Genomic DNA, 16,778 nt, shown 5'->3' on the forward strand with positions numbered 1-16,778 from the left:
TCCAATAAGGCTTAAGCTACTTCTCTACTATGGTTTAAGATAAACTTTTTTATTTTTTCAAAAGCCGTATTTTCTATTTGTCTAATACGTTCCTTAGAAATATTATACTCGTTGCTTAGAATATCTAGAGTTTTAGGAGTATCCGTTAATTTACGCTCTGTAAAAATACGAAGTTCTCTATCATTTAAAATCTTCATAGCATTTGATAGTAACTTCCTTTTACCGGTAGAGTCTTGCTTATTAATAGCTATAGTTTCGGGAGTAGGTCGTGTTTCCGATAATAATTCTATTAATTCTCCTGATTCTGCATCGTCGCTATTTATAGGGTTATTTAACGATAAATCAGGACTTGAAATTCTAGTATTCATCTCGGAAACTTCATTAACCGAAACGCCTAACTCATCTGCTATTTGTGCAAAATCATCGGGAGTAATAGCTCTTGAGTATAAATTAGTAATTTTATGCTTAACTTTATTAAGACTAAAAAATAATTTTTTTTGTGCAGCCGTTGTTCCCATCTTTACTAATGACCAAGATTTTAATATATATTCTTGTATAGCTGCTTTAATCCACCACATCGCATATGTTGATAGGCGGAAACCAAGTTCGGGATTGAATTTTTTTACTGCCTGCATTAAACCTATATTACCTTCTGAAACCAATTCAGTAATAGGAAGACCGTAAGTCCTATAGCCGCTTGCAATTTTTGCAACAAGCTTAAGATGGCTAGTTACTAATTTATGTGCAGCTTGTAAATCATTTTCTTCTAAATAGGATTTCGCTAATAAAAATTCTTCTTCTTGCGTAAGTGAAGGAATTTTATTGATTTTCTGTAAGTAGCTATAAAATCCTGATTCGCTAGAAATTGCTAATGCATTAATATTATTAGTCATACCAACCTTACTATTTTCTTTATACTAACACATATATGATCTAAAATAAACTTTTTCTAGAGTATTTTTAAATAAAATCAAATAATGCCTAAAAAATCCAATAAAAATTTAGCCTTTTCCTTGCTGGGATTAATAATTAGTATGGTGTTACTAAGTTTTGCTTTCGTACCTATCTATAATTTATTTTGTAAAGTTACAGGATATGGCGGTACTACTGCAAAAGAAACGGTGAGTGTATATTCTAAGGTAAAAGGCACTAAACCTATAATTATCGAGTTTGATGCTAATGTTGATAAAGATTTACCTTGGCGGTTTATTCCAAGGCAGCAAAGAGTGCAAATTGTTCCGGGGCAGAATACTCTAGTGTTCTATGAAACGGAGAATCTAAGCAATAACGATATAATAGGTACTTCCGTATATAATGTTACTCCAAATAAAGCAGGAAAATATTTCGTAAAAATTCATTGTTTTTGTTTTGAAGAACAATTATTAAAAGCCGGCGAAAAAGTCTTAATGCCGGTTACATTTTATATAGATAAGGATTTTGAGCTTGATCCTGAAATGCAAGACATTAAAGTACTTACCTTATCTTATAGTTTTTTTAAAGTAAGAGAACTATAGCTGTCACCTAGTTCGCTTGACCTATATACCGGATAATTTTTAAAAAATTCTCGATGTCATCCCCGCGAAGGCGGGGATCCAAACTAAAAAATCTTTAATTTTAAAGATTTTTTATTACATAGTTTTTTAAAAGTAAAGCTTTTAGAAAAAGCTTTACTTTACTGGATTCCCGCCTACGCAGGAATGACATAAGTGAGCCGTGCAACAACGCAGGTCAAGCCACGGTATGACAACGGAGCGTTTTTCAAGAGCCATGCAACAAAGCTCATCATTGATGTTCGATAATCCATTTACGAAGCCTAACAATCGGCGGAGTATTTATAAGAGCAGTAGAAGGTAAAACTTTGCCGTTAGTATTAAAATTAATTATAGGTTCTATACCGTATATGCTATACCAAGGTTTTAACGGTGAGCTATTTGAATATTTACGGTGAAACCAAGATAAAGAAGGTGTTGTTTCTTCATATTCTATTACTTTAACCAATTGTGGATTTTTGTGATATATAAGGCTAAGTACCGATTGGTCGGAATGATGCCATTTATATTCATCGTAATTAGGATGAATATTATAATCTTTGCCTGAAAGAATTCTAATATCTTCACAACTTTTTAGCCATTTTTCAATAAAAGAACGAGAAAGCTTGGTATTACGCACAACAATAACGGCACTCCAAATATGATCGTCATTTCTGCATTCTTCGTTCAGACAATCCATTAAAGCAAAAGTTTCGCCTTTAACAAAACTACCGTTTTTACGATCGCGATCATGTACCAGTAATATATCATTATCGCCTAAAAGATTTGTTAAATTACTGATATGCTTTTTAATAACAAAAGCTGAATCTAAATATACTATAATAGCTCCTTCCGGTGCATTTTTCATTGTTTCAAGTATAATATAAGGTTTCCATAGCCATAAACCAGCTCCTGCAGGCTCATTAAAAATTTCTTGATTTTTCTCTATAAACACTTGAGGTATATTCTTTTTCTTATAGTTAAATATGAAATCTATACCTTTATTAATCGCATAATGAGTGGTTGCATTTTGATTACGATAAACATACTCCGGACCGTCGGCATAAGAAACTAAATAAATAGGCTCTTTTATAGAATTCTGAATAGATAAATCTACTTTTTGTAATGATAAATCATTAATAAAACCTTGACGTGAATATTCTAAGATAACCAGTACGAAATAAATTAGAGCTAATGTAATAATCGTTTTGTATAATATTTTAAATAACATATTATTTTATAATTTTTAATTTTTAAGCTACGTTATTGTAAGTTTTCCGTCATTGCGAGGAAATTTACGAAGTAATTTGACGAAGCAATCTCGTACCAAACTCCTGAGATTGCCGCACTCCTTACAGTCGCTCGCAAATGACGTTATAGCATTTTAATATATTAAAAGATAGTGTTGTAATTTAATTATAAATTTAGTATAATTTGCTGTTTGTTTAAGGTTGGTATGATTAATTTAGGGGATAAGCAGTCTACTATAGTTGTCGCGATGTCAGGCGGGGTTGATAGTTCAGCGGTTGCCGCAATGTTGCATGAACAGGGACATAATGTTATAGGTATTACCTTGCAGCTATATGATCACGGTATGGCAGTAGGGAAAAAAAATGCCTGTTGTGCCGGTCAGGATATTTACGATGCTAAAATGGTAGCAAATAAGCTAGGTATTCCCCATTACGTACTTGATTATGAGAGTAAGTTTAAAGAGTCGGTAATAGATAATTTTGTCGATAGCTATTTACAAGGCGAAACCCCGCTGCCATGCGTGCAATGTAATAAATCGGTGAAATTCAGGGATTTAATTAAAACGGCTAGAGAGCTTGGAGCAGCTCAGCTTGCTACCGGTCATTATGTACGAAAAATAAACGGCGATAACGGAGCGGAGTTACATACAGGACTTGATCCGGCAAAAGATCAAAGTTATTTTTTATTTACGACAACTAAAGAGCAATTGGAATATTTAAGTTTCCCTCTAGGAGGACTTACTAAGGATGAAACACGTAGGCTTGCTAGTAAATTTGGGCTTGAGGTAGCAGATAAACCCGATAGCCAAGACATTTGCTTCGTACCTGATGGAAATTATAAGAGTGTAATAAATAAAATACGTCCGGGAGCAAGCGAAAGCGGCAGAATTATTCATGTAAACGGGTTTGAGCTAGGAGAGCATAGCGGTATAATTAATTACACTATAGGGCAACGTCGTGGCCTTGGTATAGCTTATAACGAGCCTTTATATGTAGTAAAGATTGATCCTAATAATAATATAGTATATGTAGGACCGGAGTCTGCATTAAACGTGCAGGAGTTTATAATTAAAGACATAAACTGGCTTGCAGATGAGATTAAAGATAACGAAAAGCTAGAAGTAGAAGTTAAAATTCGTTCAACAAGACTGCCTCGTTTAGCCGAAATAAGTAAACTCGGTGATGATAAAATGAAGATAAAATTTTTATCCGAAGAAAAAGCCGTTGCCCCTGGGCAAGCATGCGTTATTTATGCCGGTGAAAGGGTACTTGGCGGCGGATGGATTACTAGGGATATAAGGTAATAATTTCCTTATAGATTCGTCATTGCAAGCAGCCGTAGGCTGCGTGGCAATCTCAGGACTTTGGCACGAGATTGCTTCGTCAAAATTTTCAATTTTTCCTCGCAATGACACAATTCACAAAAAAATAAGCTCACTAAAACAGGAGAAACTAATGAGTTTTTTAAGGAAGAAAAGTTTTGAATCAGTAAAAGAGATAGGTAGCTCAAGCGGTCTTAGCAAGACGCTTGGAGCATTCGATTTAATATTACTGGGTCTTGGTGCAATGATTGGTACCGGCGTATTCGTTGTTACCGGTATAATTGCTGCTAAATATTCAGGACCTGCAGTAATGTTATCTTATGCGATTGCAGGTATTACCTGTATTTTCGTAGCACTTGTTTATACTGAACTTGCTGCGATGCTTCCAACTTCCGGAAGTATTTATACTTACTCCTATGTTGCATTCGGTGAAGTATTTGCTTGGATGATCGGTAGCGTTATAATATTAGAACTCGGTGTTGCTGCAGGAATAGTAGCTGCAGGCTGGTCGGGTTACGTACAAGGAATATTAGCAGCAGGCGGAATCAATTTACCGAAAGAATTAACTACCGTACCGACAAATGGCGGTATAATAAATTTACCGGCATTTTTAATCTCGGTATTTATCGGATTTATTTTATATTTAGGTACTAAAGATAGTAAGAGACTAAATGCAATTTTAGTTTTCATAAAAATGGCTGCAATATTTGTATTTGTACTCGCTGCTGCTCCTCATTTCGATGCTACTAACTGGAGCAATTTTATGCCTTTCGGTTTTAGTAATGTTTTAGTAGGTGCATCTATTTTATTCCTAGCTTTTACAGGTTTTGGAACGATTGCAACCGCAGCTGAGGAATGTAAAAATCCAAAACGTGATATAATGATCGGTATTATCGGCTCGCTTGTTCTAACTACTATAGTTTATGTAACAATGGCAGGGCTTGTGACCGGTATTGCACCTTTTGATCAGTTAAATAACGATCAACCGCTTGCTTATGCTTTAACTATCAATAATAGCAAGATTGGCTCTGCTATTGTTGCAACCGGTGCGGTTTGTGGTATGATGACGGTGTTGATGATGAATATTTACGGTACTTCTCGTATTTTTTATGCTATTGCACGTGACGGTTTACTACCGAAAGGTTTTGCAAAGTTGCACCCAAAATATGATAGCCCGTATATTACGATTATAATATTTGCTTCTTTAGCTGCTATCCTTGGAGGATTTTGCTCTACGGAATTATTAACTCAATTAACTTCAATGGGAGCATTAATTGATTATATAACCGTCACAATAATAGTGGTATTATTTAGGGTAAAGCTACCTGATGCTCAAAGACCTTTTAGATGTCCTTTAGTATTTATTATTGTACCGTTTATTTTAATTGCGTGTGCTTATTTGTTATTTATTCAAGTTTATGACGGTGAATTTAATCTATTAACGGCAGGTCGTGCATTAATATATTGGTTTATTACAATATTTGTTTTATATATTGTAAGATCATTTTTTATGAAGAAAGAGCAAAATTAGCTCCTTTCGATGTCATCCCGCGACTTGATCGCGGGATCCAGTCTTTTTTAATTTTTTTTGATACCGTGGTCAAGCCACGGTATGACATCAAAGAGTTTTTAAGAGTCACATAACAAAACCACAAAATTAACCAAATGACTGAAAAGCTGCAGCCACTTCGAGGAATGAAAGATCTATTGCCGGATGATTATAAAGTTCACGACTATATAATTAACAAAGCAAGGGATGTAGGAGTATTGTACGGCTATACGCAAATGAGTACTCCAATACTCGAGTATAGCAAGGTTTTTAACCGCTCGATGGGTGAAAGCTCTGACGTAATCAGTAAAGAAATCTACAGTTTTTTAGATAAGAGCAATGATTCCGTAGCATTACGGCCTGAATTTACAGCAGGTATTATTAGAAGCTTCATCTCAAACGGCTTACAACATAAATTGCCCTTAAAGTTTTTCTCTACCGGTCCTGTTTTTCGTTATGACAGACCGCAAGCAGGGCGTCAAAGACAATTTCATCAACTAAATTATGAATATATCGGGGCTAAAGGTGCTATTACTGATGCTGAAACTTTGAAGTTGGCCGTAGACATACTTAAAGTACTTGAAATAGAGCAGGATACTATTTTAGAGCTTAACTCTCTTGGATGCAGCGAATCAAGAAGTGTTTATCAGCAAAAATTAGTAGAATATCTAAATGATTTTAAAGATCAATTATCTGAAGAAAGCAAAGTAAGGCTGACCAAAAACCCAATGCGGATTCTTGATTCTAAAAGCGAAATTGATCAGAAAATAATAGCAAACGCACCGGTTTTATCTGAATATTACACTGATGAATCCAAAGAATATTTTGAGGAGTTACTAAAATATCTTGATATTTTAGGCGTAAAATATAGCATAAATCCACGTTTGGTTAGAGGGCTTGATTATTACTGCCATACTGCTTTTGAATTCACTACGAAAAAGCTAGGGAGTCAATCCACTATTTTGGCTGGCGGACGTTATGACGGGCTTGCTAAAATCATGGGTAATAATGATAATGTACCGGCTATCGGTTTTGCTGCCGGTATCGAGCGAATTGCTTTAATGCGGGAATATAATATATCTGAAGTAAAGCCGGTATTTGTATTACCGATCGGTGAAAATAATATTACTTACTCTTTAGAAATTGCCGATAAATTACGTTCGCAAAATATTGCTACTATTATAGATCCTGTAGGTAAAATAGCTAAAAGAATGCAACGCGTTCTTAATGAAAATGCTAAATTTATTATTTTTATAGGTGACGAAGAGCAGGCGAATAATAATTTCAAACTTAAAGATTTAGAAAAAGAAGAAGAATATATAGTAGATTTTACAAAAGCTTTTGAGTTATTGAAGAAATATTAAAATCTAAAAATATGATTATTATAAATGATTTAGCCATGAGTTATGGTGCAAAAATACTATTTACCGATGTAAATTTGCATATTAAAAATAATAAAAGATATGGTTTAGTAGGTGCCAACGGAGCAGGTAAAACAACTTTTTTTAAAGTCTTGACTAAGGAAGAAGAACCGGCTTTCGGTGATATTAATATACCTAAAAACTCTAAAGTAGGTTGTTTAAAACAAGATCAATTTCTTTATGAAAATACTAAAATTATAGATACGGTAATAGCAGGGAATAAGGAGCTATGGAAAGCTTTACAGGAAAAAGCAGAGATATTAAATCGACAAGAATGTAGTGATGAAGATGGGTATAAGCTTGGTGAGCTTGAACAGGTAATATACGATAATGACGGTTATACCGCTGAAATTTTTGCAGCTAGTTTACTTGTAGGTCTTGGAATAGCCGAAAAATACCATTATGAGCCGCTTTCTGCTCTATCAGGAGGTTATAAGCTTCGTGTTTTACTTGCACAAAGTCTATTTAATAATCCCGATATTTTACTACTCGATGAACCGACAAATCACTTAGATATTATTTCAATATATTGGCTTGAGAATTATTTAAAAAATTCTTTTAAGGGAATATTAATTTTTATATCGCATGATTTAGCTTTTTTAAATAATGTTGCAACAGATATTTTAGACATAGATTATGGAGAGATAAAACTATATACAGGAAATTATGATAATTTTGTTCAAGAAAAGCAGATAATAGCTGCTCAAAAATTAAGCGAGAGAAATTTCTTAGAAAAGAAAATAGAAAATATGCAGGCTTGGGTTGATAAATTTAGAGCAGGGACGAGAGCAAGGCAAAGTGCCTCTAGAGAAAAGCAGTTAGAGAAAATAGAATTGCCGGATATACAAAAATCTTCAAGAATTAGTCCGTTATTTAGATTTAAACAACTAAGAAATTCAGGAAAATTAGTATTAAAAATCGATCAAATAACTAAAGATTTTGAGAATAAGCAAATATTAGGCCTTTTGCATAACGAAGCTAATAAAGAGGAATTTAAAGGATACACGGAACGCAGCACCGCAGCGTACACAAGCGTACGTGAGGATGCGAGTACCGGATCGACGTATAAATTACCTTTAGAAGCAAGTTATGCAAAAGGTCTATTAAATAAAGTTAGTTTTAACGTATTACGAGGAGAAAAAATTATTATTATCGGTGCAAACGGTATCGGTAAATCTACTTTATTAAAAATCTTAATGAATAAAATAATAGCAGATCAAGGTAGTTATGAGTGGGGTTATGAATCACAAATATCTTATTTCGCTCAAGATCATCATGAGCTACTTAATGAAAATATTAGTATTATTGATTGGCTTAAAAAGCAATCCGAAAAGGAAACGGAAAATACTATTAGAAATACGCTCGGACAAGTATTATTCCGTAGTGATGAAGTAAATAAAAATATTTTGAGTTTAAGCGGGGGTGAGGGTGCAAGGTTATTACTTGCTAAAATGATGCTAGAAAAAAGCAATATTTTGGTTCTTGATGAACCGACAAACCACCTTGATATAGAGTCAAGAGAAGCTCTTAAAAAATCTCTAATTGATTTTGAGGGTACGGTAATATTAGTAACACACGATCGTGATTTTGCAAAATCCATAGCAACAAGAATTATTGCTCTTTCCCATAGGAAAAATATTGTTGATTTTAAAGGTAAATATGATGATTATATTGAGAAATACGGTAATGATTATTTAAGTTCTGCTATTAAATTATCCTAAGTTTTAGGCATTGTTCATTAAATATAGATATCGTCATTGCGAGCAGCCATAGGCTGCGTGGCAATCTCGTCAAATATCCTGAGATTGCTTCGTCAATTACTTACGTAATTTCCTCGCAATGACGATGAAAATTTAATCACTCCACATTATAGAATTCCAAATGATGACCGCTAATAAACTTTTTTACTTCAGCATGGTTACCATACTCATCAAACTTTAATAATAACCCTTGTTTGTTAAAATATAATATATTTGTAAATAGTCGATCATCACAGTCCCACTTAGCTTTAAAAGCATTGTCCTTAATAAGCTTAACTCCGTTTACTCCGTGTTTGTGATATATTATTCCTTTTTTTAAAGCAGAAACAAAAGACATAATTTTACTTTTATCAAAGGCATTATAGATTTTTTTAGAAATTGTACCGTAACAATCAAATCCTCTATATTTACCGAGTAATATAGCCGTACCTTTATCTAATTCTTTATCAATTTTAATCTGTCCTTCTTTAGGAATATTCCAAGAATTATTATTGAAGTGGATAATTTTTTGAATGGCTAGATAAAATTTATGTTTCTTTTTTAGTTGATAATATTGATGAATTTTTTTGTATCATATTGATCAATTAATTGTTCTAAATTTTCTATTTGCTTATTATCGGGGGAATAGCTTGCAATAATCTCTTCTTGTTTGTTTTGACTTAATTTACTTGCATATTCTTGTACTTTTTCTTGATTATTATTTAATAAGGCAGTAACTACCCCAATCTCTAAAGTATTTTCATTGCAAGAATCATTTTGTAGAGCATTTTCAACATTTTGGAAAATCTTTTTGGATTTTTCAGTAGTTAATTTAGTTTCGTTATCTGCTATTAAAGTGGTATTAATGGCATTAAGAAGTTCTACTTTTTCATCGGGCTTCAGAGTATTATTTTGAGGCAATATATAATTTTGGTCTACGTAACTCTGAAGCTTTATAATAGCCTTTTCATACAAATTTATTTGATGCTCAGGCATCTTATTTAAAAGATCGGAAGCCGTTTTAAATTGCTTACTACATAGGGCGAGTGAGAATGCTAGAAGTATATTGCTTGGGGCATCACTAATTGCTTTTAGTTTGTCGGTTAATATTGATTGCTGTTTTTTTGTAATTGCTTGTTTATTGGAAATTTTGTTATAAAAAGCCATATATTCACAGCCGTCATATATTGATGAATAGAAGGGAACTAAGACATTTTTTTTAATTAAATTTAACTTCTCATAAGAAATTTTATATGGATCAGTTAACATTTCTAGAATATGTTTTATATATTCTACCTGTACATATTGTATTAAATCGTTAGCTTTATCAAATTCGCCTTGTATTCTATAATTAGCCCATAAATGATAGGAGGCTGTCGGATGTGTGGGTAGAAGCACAAAGGCATGTTCATAACATTTAGTGGACATATCATAGCTTCCGGTTTCCTCATAAGTACGGCCTGTTCTATAATACCACTGGGCTAAAACCTGATTTTCAGTATTAGTATTTAACGAAAAAATAGATTCTTCAAGTAACGCTTTTGCTTCTTCAAAATTCTTATTCTCTATTAATAAATTAGAGAATTGACCTGATAAATCTAAGCTAAATTTTATATATGGTACTAGTGCTTGGATAATTTTAAGCTGAGATTCCGGTTCAATAAGCTTTAGAATGGGAAGTATATATTCTGCACATTTGCTATATTGTTCAACTTCTTTTGTAAAGTGATTAAAATATAAGTTGGTTGCTGTAATTATATATTTAAATATATCTGCGGTAACTTTATCGCTTCTATTTAATATACTACATTGAAAGGCAAGACTCATTACTTGAATTTTAGTTAGTGTATCAGGCTCTGTCCATTCTAGAGGTTCGTCTTTAAAATTGCCTAGTTTCTGTATTGCTTCATAATTTTTTAACAGTTTAGGGTGTTTGGCACTTTCGGATGGATACTTAAATAATAATCGTTTCATTAGTGAATACTTAATTTGTATAGTTTGATTGCTACTTACTATATAGTTTTTTCACTATCTAAATGCTTGAATAGGTAAGTCATTACTTCCATAGCGACATTGAAAGTCGGTATAGATAAAAAGTTTTTATCTATTGTTTCTACATCAAAGAGTAGTTTGTCTAAAATTTCTTATACTAGTTTGTGATAATATATTAGTGGTGTTATTAATTTCAGCAATATTAAGCTTAAAGGTAATTGAAGGTTCTGTATTTTTCATGAATATAATTTAGTATTAGTTGGGCTTAAGAACTGCTAAATATAAATGTGATGAGAAAGTTTTGAGATTTTACATAGAGTTATTATTTTTAGAATAGACCTCTTGCATAACTTGCTTCTAAGGGTAATTTGTACGTCGATCCGGTACTCGAATCCTCACGTACTTAAGTGTACGCTGCGGTTCTGCGTTCCGTGTCTCCTTCAAATTCCTCCTTATTAGCTACGTTATGCAAGAGGTCTATTCTAAAAATAATAACAAGAGAGTTTAAGAAGACAATAGATTTTTTAATTTAAAATATGGTGTTGTTTAGAAAAAGTTGATAATTTGAAAAGCTTACGTCATTGCGAGGAAATTGCATAGCAATTGACGAAGCAATCTAGTAAAAAATTCTAATTTACAGAATTTTTTTTATTATTTTTATGGATTGCCGCACAGTCTGTGACTGCTCGCAATGACGGGGTGGTATCCACGCAACAAAGCTACGCTGGAATGACATCGAAAGGCTAAATTACACCATAAAACATAATAAAAATATTGTACAAATTATAAATCCAACTTCTATTTTGTACAATATTGTATTATTCAAACCCAAATCCAGCAAAATATTTATGAAAATATCCGGCATCATGACCTATAACTTTAACTTTATCATTAGAATAAAGTGATTCAGATTCACTATATATAGTCGTGCCGTCATCCATATAGCGAATAGAATAAGATGGGAGGCCGTAAGGTCTAAAAAAAATGTCTTCACGTATAACTTTAGGAGCTTTATCGGATTTTTGTATAGTTTCTGATTTCAGCATATTGGCTTCCTTAATAAATTATTATTTTATTATATAATTTTTATATCTTATCACAAGAATAATTATAATAGCTATCTGAGCCTAGAAATTCAGATTTATAAATTGCCGTATTATATTCGTAAGGATATTCTAAATATTTTTGCAATTTTAAAGTATTTTCTTGAAACAATTGGTAATTATTTGATGGTTCGTGCTTTGATAAATTGAAATATTTTCTTGCTAACCATTTCTTATCTTGAACATTATTAAAAGCTTTGATTTTTGAATATCCACCTTGTTGTTCTTCTTGTAAAAAATAATCTTTATAATCCTTATAATCTTTTGGAAGATTTAATATAAATCTAGAATATTGTTCTAACTGAAAGTTAGTTAACCAAGTAAATATAGAATATAAATTTTCTCTATGGTCTAAAGAAAAAATAACTGCAGCTTCTGATTGCTTTATATCCGCTCCTATCTCTCTTTCAATAATGTCATTAGATAATATCACTAATTCTTTATTATAATGTTTTTTATTTTTTTGAGCTTGAATGATTATGTCAAACATCTCAGTGTTTAATTCTTTTAAGGTAAATAATTGTTTGTATTTATTAAGCCATGGATCAAAAGCTATAGATTCAAGTTTTTTAAAATATTCGGTTAATTTCATGTGCAACTCTAGATTAAATTTAAGAGCGGCACTTTATATAAAAAATTGAGATAGGTCAAGAGATATTAAATTAATGGTTTAAAAATATGTGTCATCCCGTGGCTTGACTAACGTTGTTAGCCCGTTTATGTCATTCCCGCGTAGACCGGTTTTAACGTCATTGCGAGGAAATTACAAAGTAATTGACGAAGCAATCCAGTAAAAAATTCTGATTTACAGAATTTTTTTATTATTTTTATGGATTGCCACGCAGTCTACGACTGCTCGCAATGACGGCTCGGTATCAACACTCTCCCTAACAATGACAAAATTTTTCACATAACTTAATGACAAAAGTAAAATATGAATATATTATTTTATATACTCGTTTAATTTGAAAAATTGGCTACGTTATTTTTTGCTTTTAATACTCACGTACTAAATAATGTACGCTGCGGTTAAAATCTTCAAAATGCCTTGCTTTTTTCCAAATTAAACTTCGTCTATCATTTATCAAGGAAGTTATGAGTACGGATATTAATAATATTAGCGATAGCTTAGAAATTGTTACGCAAGATCATTTATCGATTTTTTCTTTAATAAGCTCCTCCGACATTATCGGTAAGTCGGTTATGTTGATGCTGCTTATTGCTTCCATTTGGTCATGGGCTATTATTTTGGATAAAATATTTAAGCTAGCACAAGTGCAGCGAAGAATGAAGAATTTTGAAAATGTATTTTGGTCCGGTGGAGTATTAGAGCAATTATATGAAAGCATAAAGAGGTCGGTTAATAATCCGCTAGCTTTGATATTTGTCTCAGCTATGGATGAGTGTAAGAGTTTAAATACTAAAGGGCTTTCCGATGCGTTAAAAAACAACCATAAAGAGCGTATAACGGGTGCAATGTACTTAGCTCAAAATAGGGAAGTCGAAAAGCTTGAGAAGAATTTAAGCTTCCTGGCAACTGTTGGGTCAAGTGCTCCTTTCGTAGGCTTATTCGGTACTGTTTGGGGGATTATGCACAGTTTCCAATCGATTGCTACTTCCAAAAATACTTCTCTTGCCGTAGTAGCTCCCGGAATTGCCGAAGCGTTACTTGCAACTGCGATAGGCTTGTTTGCAGCTATTCCGGCAGTAATTTTTTATAACTATCTTATTTCCCGTATTACTCTTATCAATAATAAGATTGAAGATTTTAGTAGCGAGCTAAACTCTATACTTTCTAAGGCAATTGATCAGGAGAAAATGTAATGGCTATAAAGCTTGCCGGAAGTAATAGAAAAAGTAAAAGGGCAGTAGTTAGCGAAATTAATGTTACTCCGCTCGTTGATGTGATGCTTGTGCTATTAATTATTTTCATGATTACTTCTCCAATGCTTGTTTCAGGTGTAAATGTGGATTTACCTGAGACAAATTCAAGTCCGATTTCAGGGCAGGATGAACCGCTAGTCGTTACTATCAATAATAAAGGTGAAATTTTCCTGCTTGAAACTCCTATAGAGAGAACACATTTAACCGACAAGCTTGCAAATATCACTAAAGAAAAAAAGGATGCTAGAATTTTTGTAAGAGGCGATAGAAATGTCTCTTATGGGCAGGTGGTAGAGATAGTTGCCGAAATTCATGCTGCCGGTTTTTCTCGTGTAGCTCTTATTTCAAATATTAAAAATAATGAAAAGTAACCAAAATAGGGATAACTTTACGATTTTCCTTAGCTTCTCTGTTGTTCTGCACTTACTTCTTTTATATTTTTTTCTATTCGGTATGCCGTCACTTTTTGAAAAATTACCGGAAGAGCAAACTATAACTTTTGAAATGCTACCTGTTAGCGATAAATCAAATATTATAACTCAAACAAAGCAAAAAGAAGCACCTATAGAAAACGAAGATGCTAAAAAGTCTGAGCAGAGTAAGCCAAAAGAAGAAGAACCGCAACAAGATTTGCCAAAAGAAGAAAAAGCAAAAGAGCCTGAAGCTAAAACAATAGAAGAAAAGCCAAAAATAGAAGAGAAAAAACCTATAGAAGAACCAAAGCCTGAAGAAGCGAAAGAAGCGTTACCTGAGAAGAAAGAAGAAGTAAAGGAAGAAAAGCCTAAAGAAGAGGAAAAAAAACCGGTAGAGGAAGTGAAAAAGCCTGAAGAGAAGAAAGAAGAAAAGAAACCGGAAGAGAAACCAAAAGAGGTAAAGAAAAAAGAGCCTAAAACCGATGAGCTTGATTCTTTACTGAAGAATTTAGAGCAATCTTCGGAAGGAAATAATGTAAAATCCAATAAGCATCAAAGATCAAAAAAAGTTGATAATGCAAAAGAAGCTAAAGGTGTTTATACTGATGGACTGCCTCTTTCCGATAGTGAAACATCTTTAATAAAAAGACAGATTGAAAGACACTGGAGTAATGTACCGGCAGGGGTTAGAGGTAATAATAAGGTAAAAGTCATTATTAGTATTACGCTAGATAAAGCAGGGAACGTTGAACAGGCAAAGGTTAAAGAAAGAATTTGTCCTAATATTCCGGCTAGTGTTTGTGAAGCTTTAGCGGATAATGCAATTAGAGCGGTATGGCAAGCAAGCCCCATCGAAAATCTTGATCCTGCTCGTTTTAACCATTGGAAAGAGATTAATTTTAGCTTTGATCCAAGTAAATTGTAGGCTGGGCATTGCCTGTGTGGATACCAAATCGTCATTGCGAGGAGGTATTGTTGCGTGGATCAGTTTTACCTCTGTCATCCCGTGGCTTGACCACGAGATCCAGTTAAAAATACTAAAATTATTAGTATTTTTTATTGTTTTTATGGACCCCGTGGTCAAGCCACGGGGTGACACAGTAGGTTTTACCGGTCTACGTAACAATGCTTTCCCGCGTAGGCGGGAATCCAGTAAAACATATAAAAAATAAGTTTTTTTAGGTTTATTTTTTAAATAAATAACTCCCATATCGATATTTGAAGTTATTTTTCTGGATTCCCGCTTTCGCGGGAATGACATAAAGTAAAAATCCGGCACTATAATTGCCTACGCAGGAATGACATTAAGAACCATGAAATAATTTTAAAATATTATTCATCATGTTCGTGGTGGTCACCGATTAATTCAAGCCCCATATCTTTTTGCTCATTATCAAAACAACAGTAGCAGCAATAACCTATCAAGAATAATAAAGTTGCTCCCATTAAAAGTAGAGTCAAAGCAGCATTATTAGAGCTTGCTAACTCATATTCTGAAGGTAATAAATCCGTAGGGATGTCTTTTTCATAAAACTTAGTTATTATGTTTACTATTTATAAATAAAAAAACTCTATAACTTTGTCTATTAAAATTAGATTTATTTCACAAAGTTTTAAGAGCAGGATAAGTAAATAACAATAAATGGCATAGATTTAGACCAAAATGGACTATCATAGAGCATAATATTTTGCCTGTTTATATGTATAACCATAGAAAAAACCGCATATAGTACTTAAGGCTATATATATTATTCCGCCTTGAAAATGTGCGACCTCAAATATTAAAGATGCTATAATAACAGCTAAAATTTGCCGTTTCGGTAAAAGATTTTGTAATGTTCTTTGTAAAAAAAACCTAGAAAGAATGTTTCCTCAGCTATACATACGAAAAAGAAATTATTAATTGCCCATATTGGTAGTATGGTTGGGATTTTAGGTTCAAATAAGACATAACCGCTTATTAAAGATAGAACCATAATTATTGCTATACATAGTAATAGAGAAAGAGAAGTATATCTTATAGCATTCGTATGTTCTTGTTTTTCTAAAATATATAAATCACTGACAGAAAAAATTATTAAAGCCGGTATTATCTTATCAAAATTTAGATACATAGAAAATGGTATGGATAATTCCGATAACTGTACTTTATTAATAGCAAGTATATTAAAAAATCCCGGAACTTTATGAAAAGCAAATAAAGTAAAACAAAGGGAGATTAATATAAATAATGAGGTTTTTAGTACTTTATTTAGCTGTAAATTAAAATAGGTATAAGTAATAGCAGCAAAAATAGATAAAGCCCCAACTCCTATATATTTATTACGCCTTGATATAAAGCGGCTAAAATTGTAATGCCTATGCCTAAATATGCAAGTCTTTTATCACGACAAAATAAAGATATTAAGATTGTTGTAATGAGAAAAATATAGGTGATAGTTAAGGATGACATATAAATCTTTGTAAAAAACTATTTTTAATATATAGTTATTTTTTAGCATTAAAAATAGAAAAATTATTAAATATTAGATTTTAAAAAGAAAATATAAAAAATAATCATAAGAAAAACCAATAAA

The 16,778-nt window shown here is 32.6% G+C and carries 20 protein-coding genes and 2 pseudogenes; 9 read left to right on the forward strand and 13 right to left on the reverse strand.

Annotated elements, in window-relative coordinates; genetic code table 11:
* Positions 1-11: 11 nt before the first annotated feature.
* A complete protein-coding gene (gene rpoH / locus BN1174_RS06330) occupies positions 12-893 on the reverse strand; it encodes an RNA polymerase sigma factor RpoH (protein WP_040257415.1) in 882 nt (293 codons plus the stop codon).
* Positions 894-977: 84 nt separating this feature from the next.
* On the opposite strand from rpoH, the gene BN1174_RS06335 reads away from it, so the two are divergent.
* Positions 978-1,514: a cytochrome c oxidase assembly protein gene (locus tag BN1174_RS06335; RefSeq protein WP_040257417.1), complete on the forward strand. Its 537-nt coding sequence runs from the start codon at positions 978-980 to the stop codon at positions 1,512-1,514.
* 268 nt (positions 1,515-1,782) lie between these two features.
* On the opposite strand, the gene BN1174_RS06340 is transcribed toward BN1174_RS06335, so the two are convergent.
* Positions 1,783-2,760, reverse strand: a complete 978-nt coding sequence (locus BN1174_RS06340; RefSeq protein WP_040257418.1) for a hypothetical protein — start codon at positions 2,758-2,760, stop codon at positions 1,783-1,785.
* Between the two features lie 225 nt (positions 2,761-2,985).
* On the opposite strand from BN1174_RS06340, the gene mnmA reads away from it, so the two are divergent.
* Positions 2,986-4,083, forward strand: coding sequence for a tRNA 2-thiouridine(34) synthase MnmA (gene mnmA / locus BN1174_RS06345; RefSeq protein ID WP_040257420.1), 1,098 nt, complete (start codon positions 2,986-2,988; stop codon positions 4,081-4,083).
* An 8-nt stretch (positions 4,084-4,091) separates the two neighbouring features.
* On the opposite strand, the gene BN1174_RS12365 is transcribed toward mnmA, so the two are convergent.
* Entirely contained in the window at positions 4,092-4,217 is a 126-nt protein-coding gene (locus tag BN1174_RS12365) for a hypothetical protein (protein ID WP_269379069.1), read from the reverse strand.
* Positions 4,218-4,234: 17 nt separating this feature from the next.
* Here BN1174_RS12365 and BN1174_RS06350 point away from each other — a divergent pair, with 17 nt between their 5' ends.
* The 3 genes from BN1174_RS06350 (at position 4,235) to abc-f (ending at position 8,792) form a co-directional block, all read left to right on the forward strand.
* The gene (locus BN1174_RS06350; protein WP_040258086.1) at positions 4,235-5,632 is read left to right on the forward strand and encodes an amino acid permease; all 1,398 of its coding nucleotides are present in this window, start codon (positions 4,235-4,237) and stop codon (positions 5,630-5,632) included.
* 134 nt (positions 5,633-5,766) lie between these two features.
* Positions 5,767-7,014 carry a histidine--tRNA ligase gene (gene hisS, locus BN1174_RS06355; protein ID WP_040257422.1) on the forward strand — a complete coding sequence of 416 codons (1,248 nt, stop codon included), beginning with the start codon at positions 5,767-5,769 and terminating at the stop codon, positions 7,012-7,014.
* An 11-nt stretch (positions 7,015-7,025) separates the two neighbouring features.
* Positions 7,026-8,792, forward strand: coding sequence for a ribosomal protection-like ABC-F family protein (gene abc-f, locus BN1174_RS10965; protein WP_040257424.1), 1,767 nt, complete (start codon positions 7,026-7,028; stop codon positions 8,790-8,792).
* A gap of 136 nt (positions 8,793-8,928) precedes the next feature.
* Here the strand turns inward: abc-f and BN1174_RS10970 are convergent, their stop codons facing one another.
* The 6 genes and pseudogenes from BN1174_RS10970 to BN1174_RS13195 form a co-directional block, all read right to left on the reverse strand.
* Complete coding sequence (locus BN1174_RS10970; protein WP_231555823.1) at positions 8,929-9,168, reverse strand: hypothetical protein; 240 nt, start codon at positions 9,166-9,168, stop codon at positions 8,929-8,931.
* A 203-nt stretch (positions 9,169-9,371) separates the two neighbouring features.
* Complete coding sequence (locus BN1174_RS11890) at positions 9,372-10,784, reverse strand: tetratricopeptide repeat protein (protein ID WP_231555824.1); 1,413 nt, start codon at positions 10,782-10,784, stop codon at positions 9,372-9,374.
* Between the two features lie 352 nt (positions 10,785-11,136).
* Positions 11,137-11,283: pseudogene (locus tag BN1174_RS09115) on the reverse strand (palindromic element RPE1 domain-containing protein); the annotation flags it as partial.
* 337 nt (positions 11,284-11,620) lie between these two features.
* Complete coding sequence (locus tag BN1174_RS06380) at positions 11,621-11,848, reverse strand: hypothetical protein (RefSeq protein WP_040257429.1); 228 nt, start codon at positions 11,846-11,848, stop codon at positions 11,621-11,623.
* Positions 11,849-11,888: 40 nt separating this feature from the next.
* Positions 11,889-12,497 (reverse strand): hypothetical protein, encoded by a 609-nt coding sequence (locus tag BN1174_RS10980; RefSeq protein WP_040257430.1) that lies wholly within the window; start codon positions 12,495-12,497, stop codon positions 11,889-11,891.
* A 147-nt stretch (positions 12,498-12,644) separates the two neighbouring features.
* A pseudogene (locus BN1174_RS13195) lies at positions 12,645-12,736 on the reverse strand (lytic transglycosylase domain-containing protein); the annotation flags it as partial.
* Between the two features lie 264 nt (positions 12,737-13,000).
* Here BN1174_RS13195 and tolQ point away from each other — a divergent pair.
* From tolQ to BN1174_RS13200, 4 genes are read left to right on the forward strand one after another with little or no spacing between them, the layout of a single operon-like run.
* A complete protein-coding gene (gene tolQ / locus BN1174_RS06390; protein WP_011270836.1) occupies positions 13,001-13,729 on the forward strand; it encodes a protein TolQ in 729 nt (242 codons plus the stop codon).
* The gene (tolR, locus tag BN1174_RS06395) at positions 13,729-14,160 is read left to right on the forward strand and encodes a protein TolR (RefSeq protein ID WP_040257432.1); all 432 of its coding nucleotides are present in this window, start codon (positions 13,729-13,731) and stop codon (positions 14,158-14,160) included. The genes tolQ and tolR overlap by 1 nt, the downstream gene beginning before the upstream one ends.
* Positions 14,150-15,127: an energy transducer TonB gene (locus tag BN1174_RS06400; protein WP_040257433.1), complete on the forward strand. Its 978-nt coding sequence runs from the start codon at positions 14,150-14,152 to the stop codon at positions 15,125-15,127. Before tolR ends, BN1174_RS06400 begins: the two co-directional genes overlap by 11 nt.
* Before the next feature lie 16 nt (positions 15,128-15,143).
* Positions 15,144-15,374, forward strand: coding sequence for a hypothetical protein (locus BN1174_RS13200; RefSeq protein ID WP_197062058.1), 231 nt, complete (start codon positions 15,144-15,146; stop codon positions 15,372-15,374).
* A gap of 160 nt (positions 15,375-15,534) precedes the next feature.
* Here the strand turns inward: BN1174_RS13200 and BN1174_RS12745 are convergent, their stop codons facing one another.
* The 4 genes from BN1174_RS12745 to BN1174_RS11905 all read right to left on the reverse strand — a co-directional run bounded on the left by BN1174_RS12745 (position 15,535) and on the right by BN1174_RS11905 (position 16,654).
* Complete coding sequence (locus tag BN1174_RS12745; RefSeq protein WP_082022320.1) at positions 15,535-15,744, reverse strand: hypothetical protein; 210 nt, start codon at positions 15,742-15,744, stop codon at positions 15,535-15,537.
* Between the two features lie 129 nt (positions 15,745-15,873).
* Positions 15,874-16,068, reverse strand: a complete 195-nt coding sequence (locus tag BN1174_RS11895; protein WP_331370598.1) for a CPBP family intramembrane glutamic endopeptidase — start codon at positions 16,066-16,068, stop codon at positions 15,874-15,876.
* Positions 16,005-16,316 carry a hypothetical protein gene (locus BN1174_RS11900; protein ID WP_231555825.1) on the reverse strand — a complete coding sequence of 104 codons (312 nt, stop codon included), beginning with the start codon at positions 16,314-16,316 and terminating at the stop codon, positions 16,005-16,007. Before BN1174_RS11900 ends, BN1174_RS11895 begins: the two co-directional genes overlap by 64 nt.
* A gap of 197 nt (positions 16,317-16,513) precedes the next feature.
* Positions 16,514-16,654: a hypothetical protein gene (locus BN1174_RS11905; RefSeq protein ID WP_231555826.1), complete on the reverse strand. Its 141-nt coding sequence runs from the start codon at positions 16,652-16,654 to the stop codon at positions 16,514-16,516.
* Positions 16,655-16,778: the final 124 nt, after the last annotated feature.

This window comes from Rickettsia hoogstraalii (assembly GCF_000825685.1).
GTDB classification, from domain to species: domain Bacteria; phylum Pseudomonadota; class Alphaproteobacteria; order Rickettsiales; family Rickettsiaceae; genus Rickettsia; species Rickettsia hoogstraalii.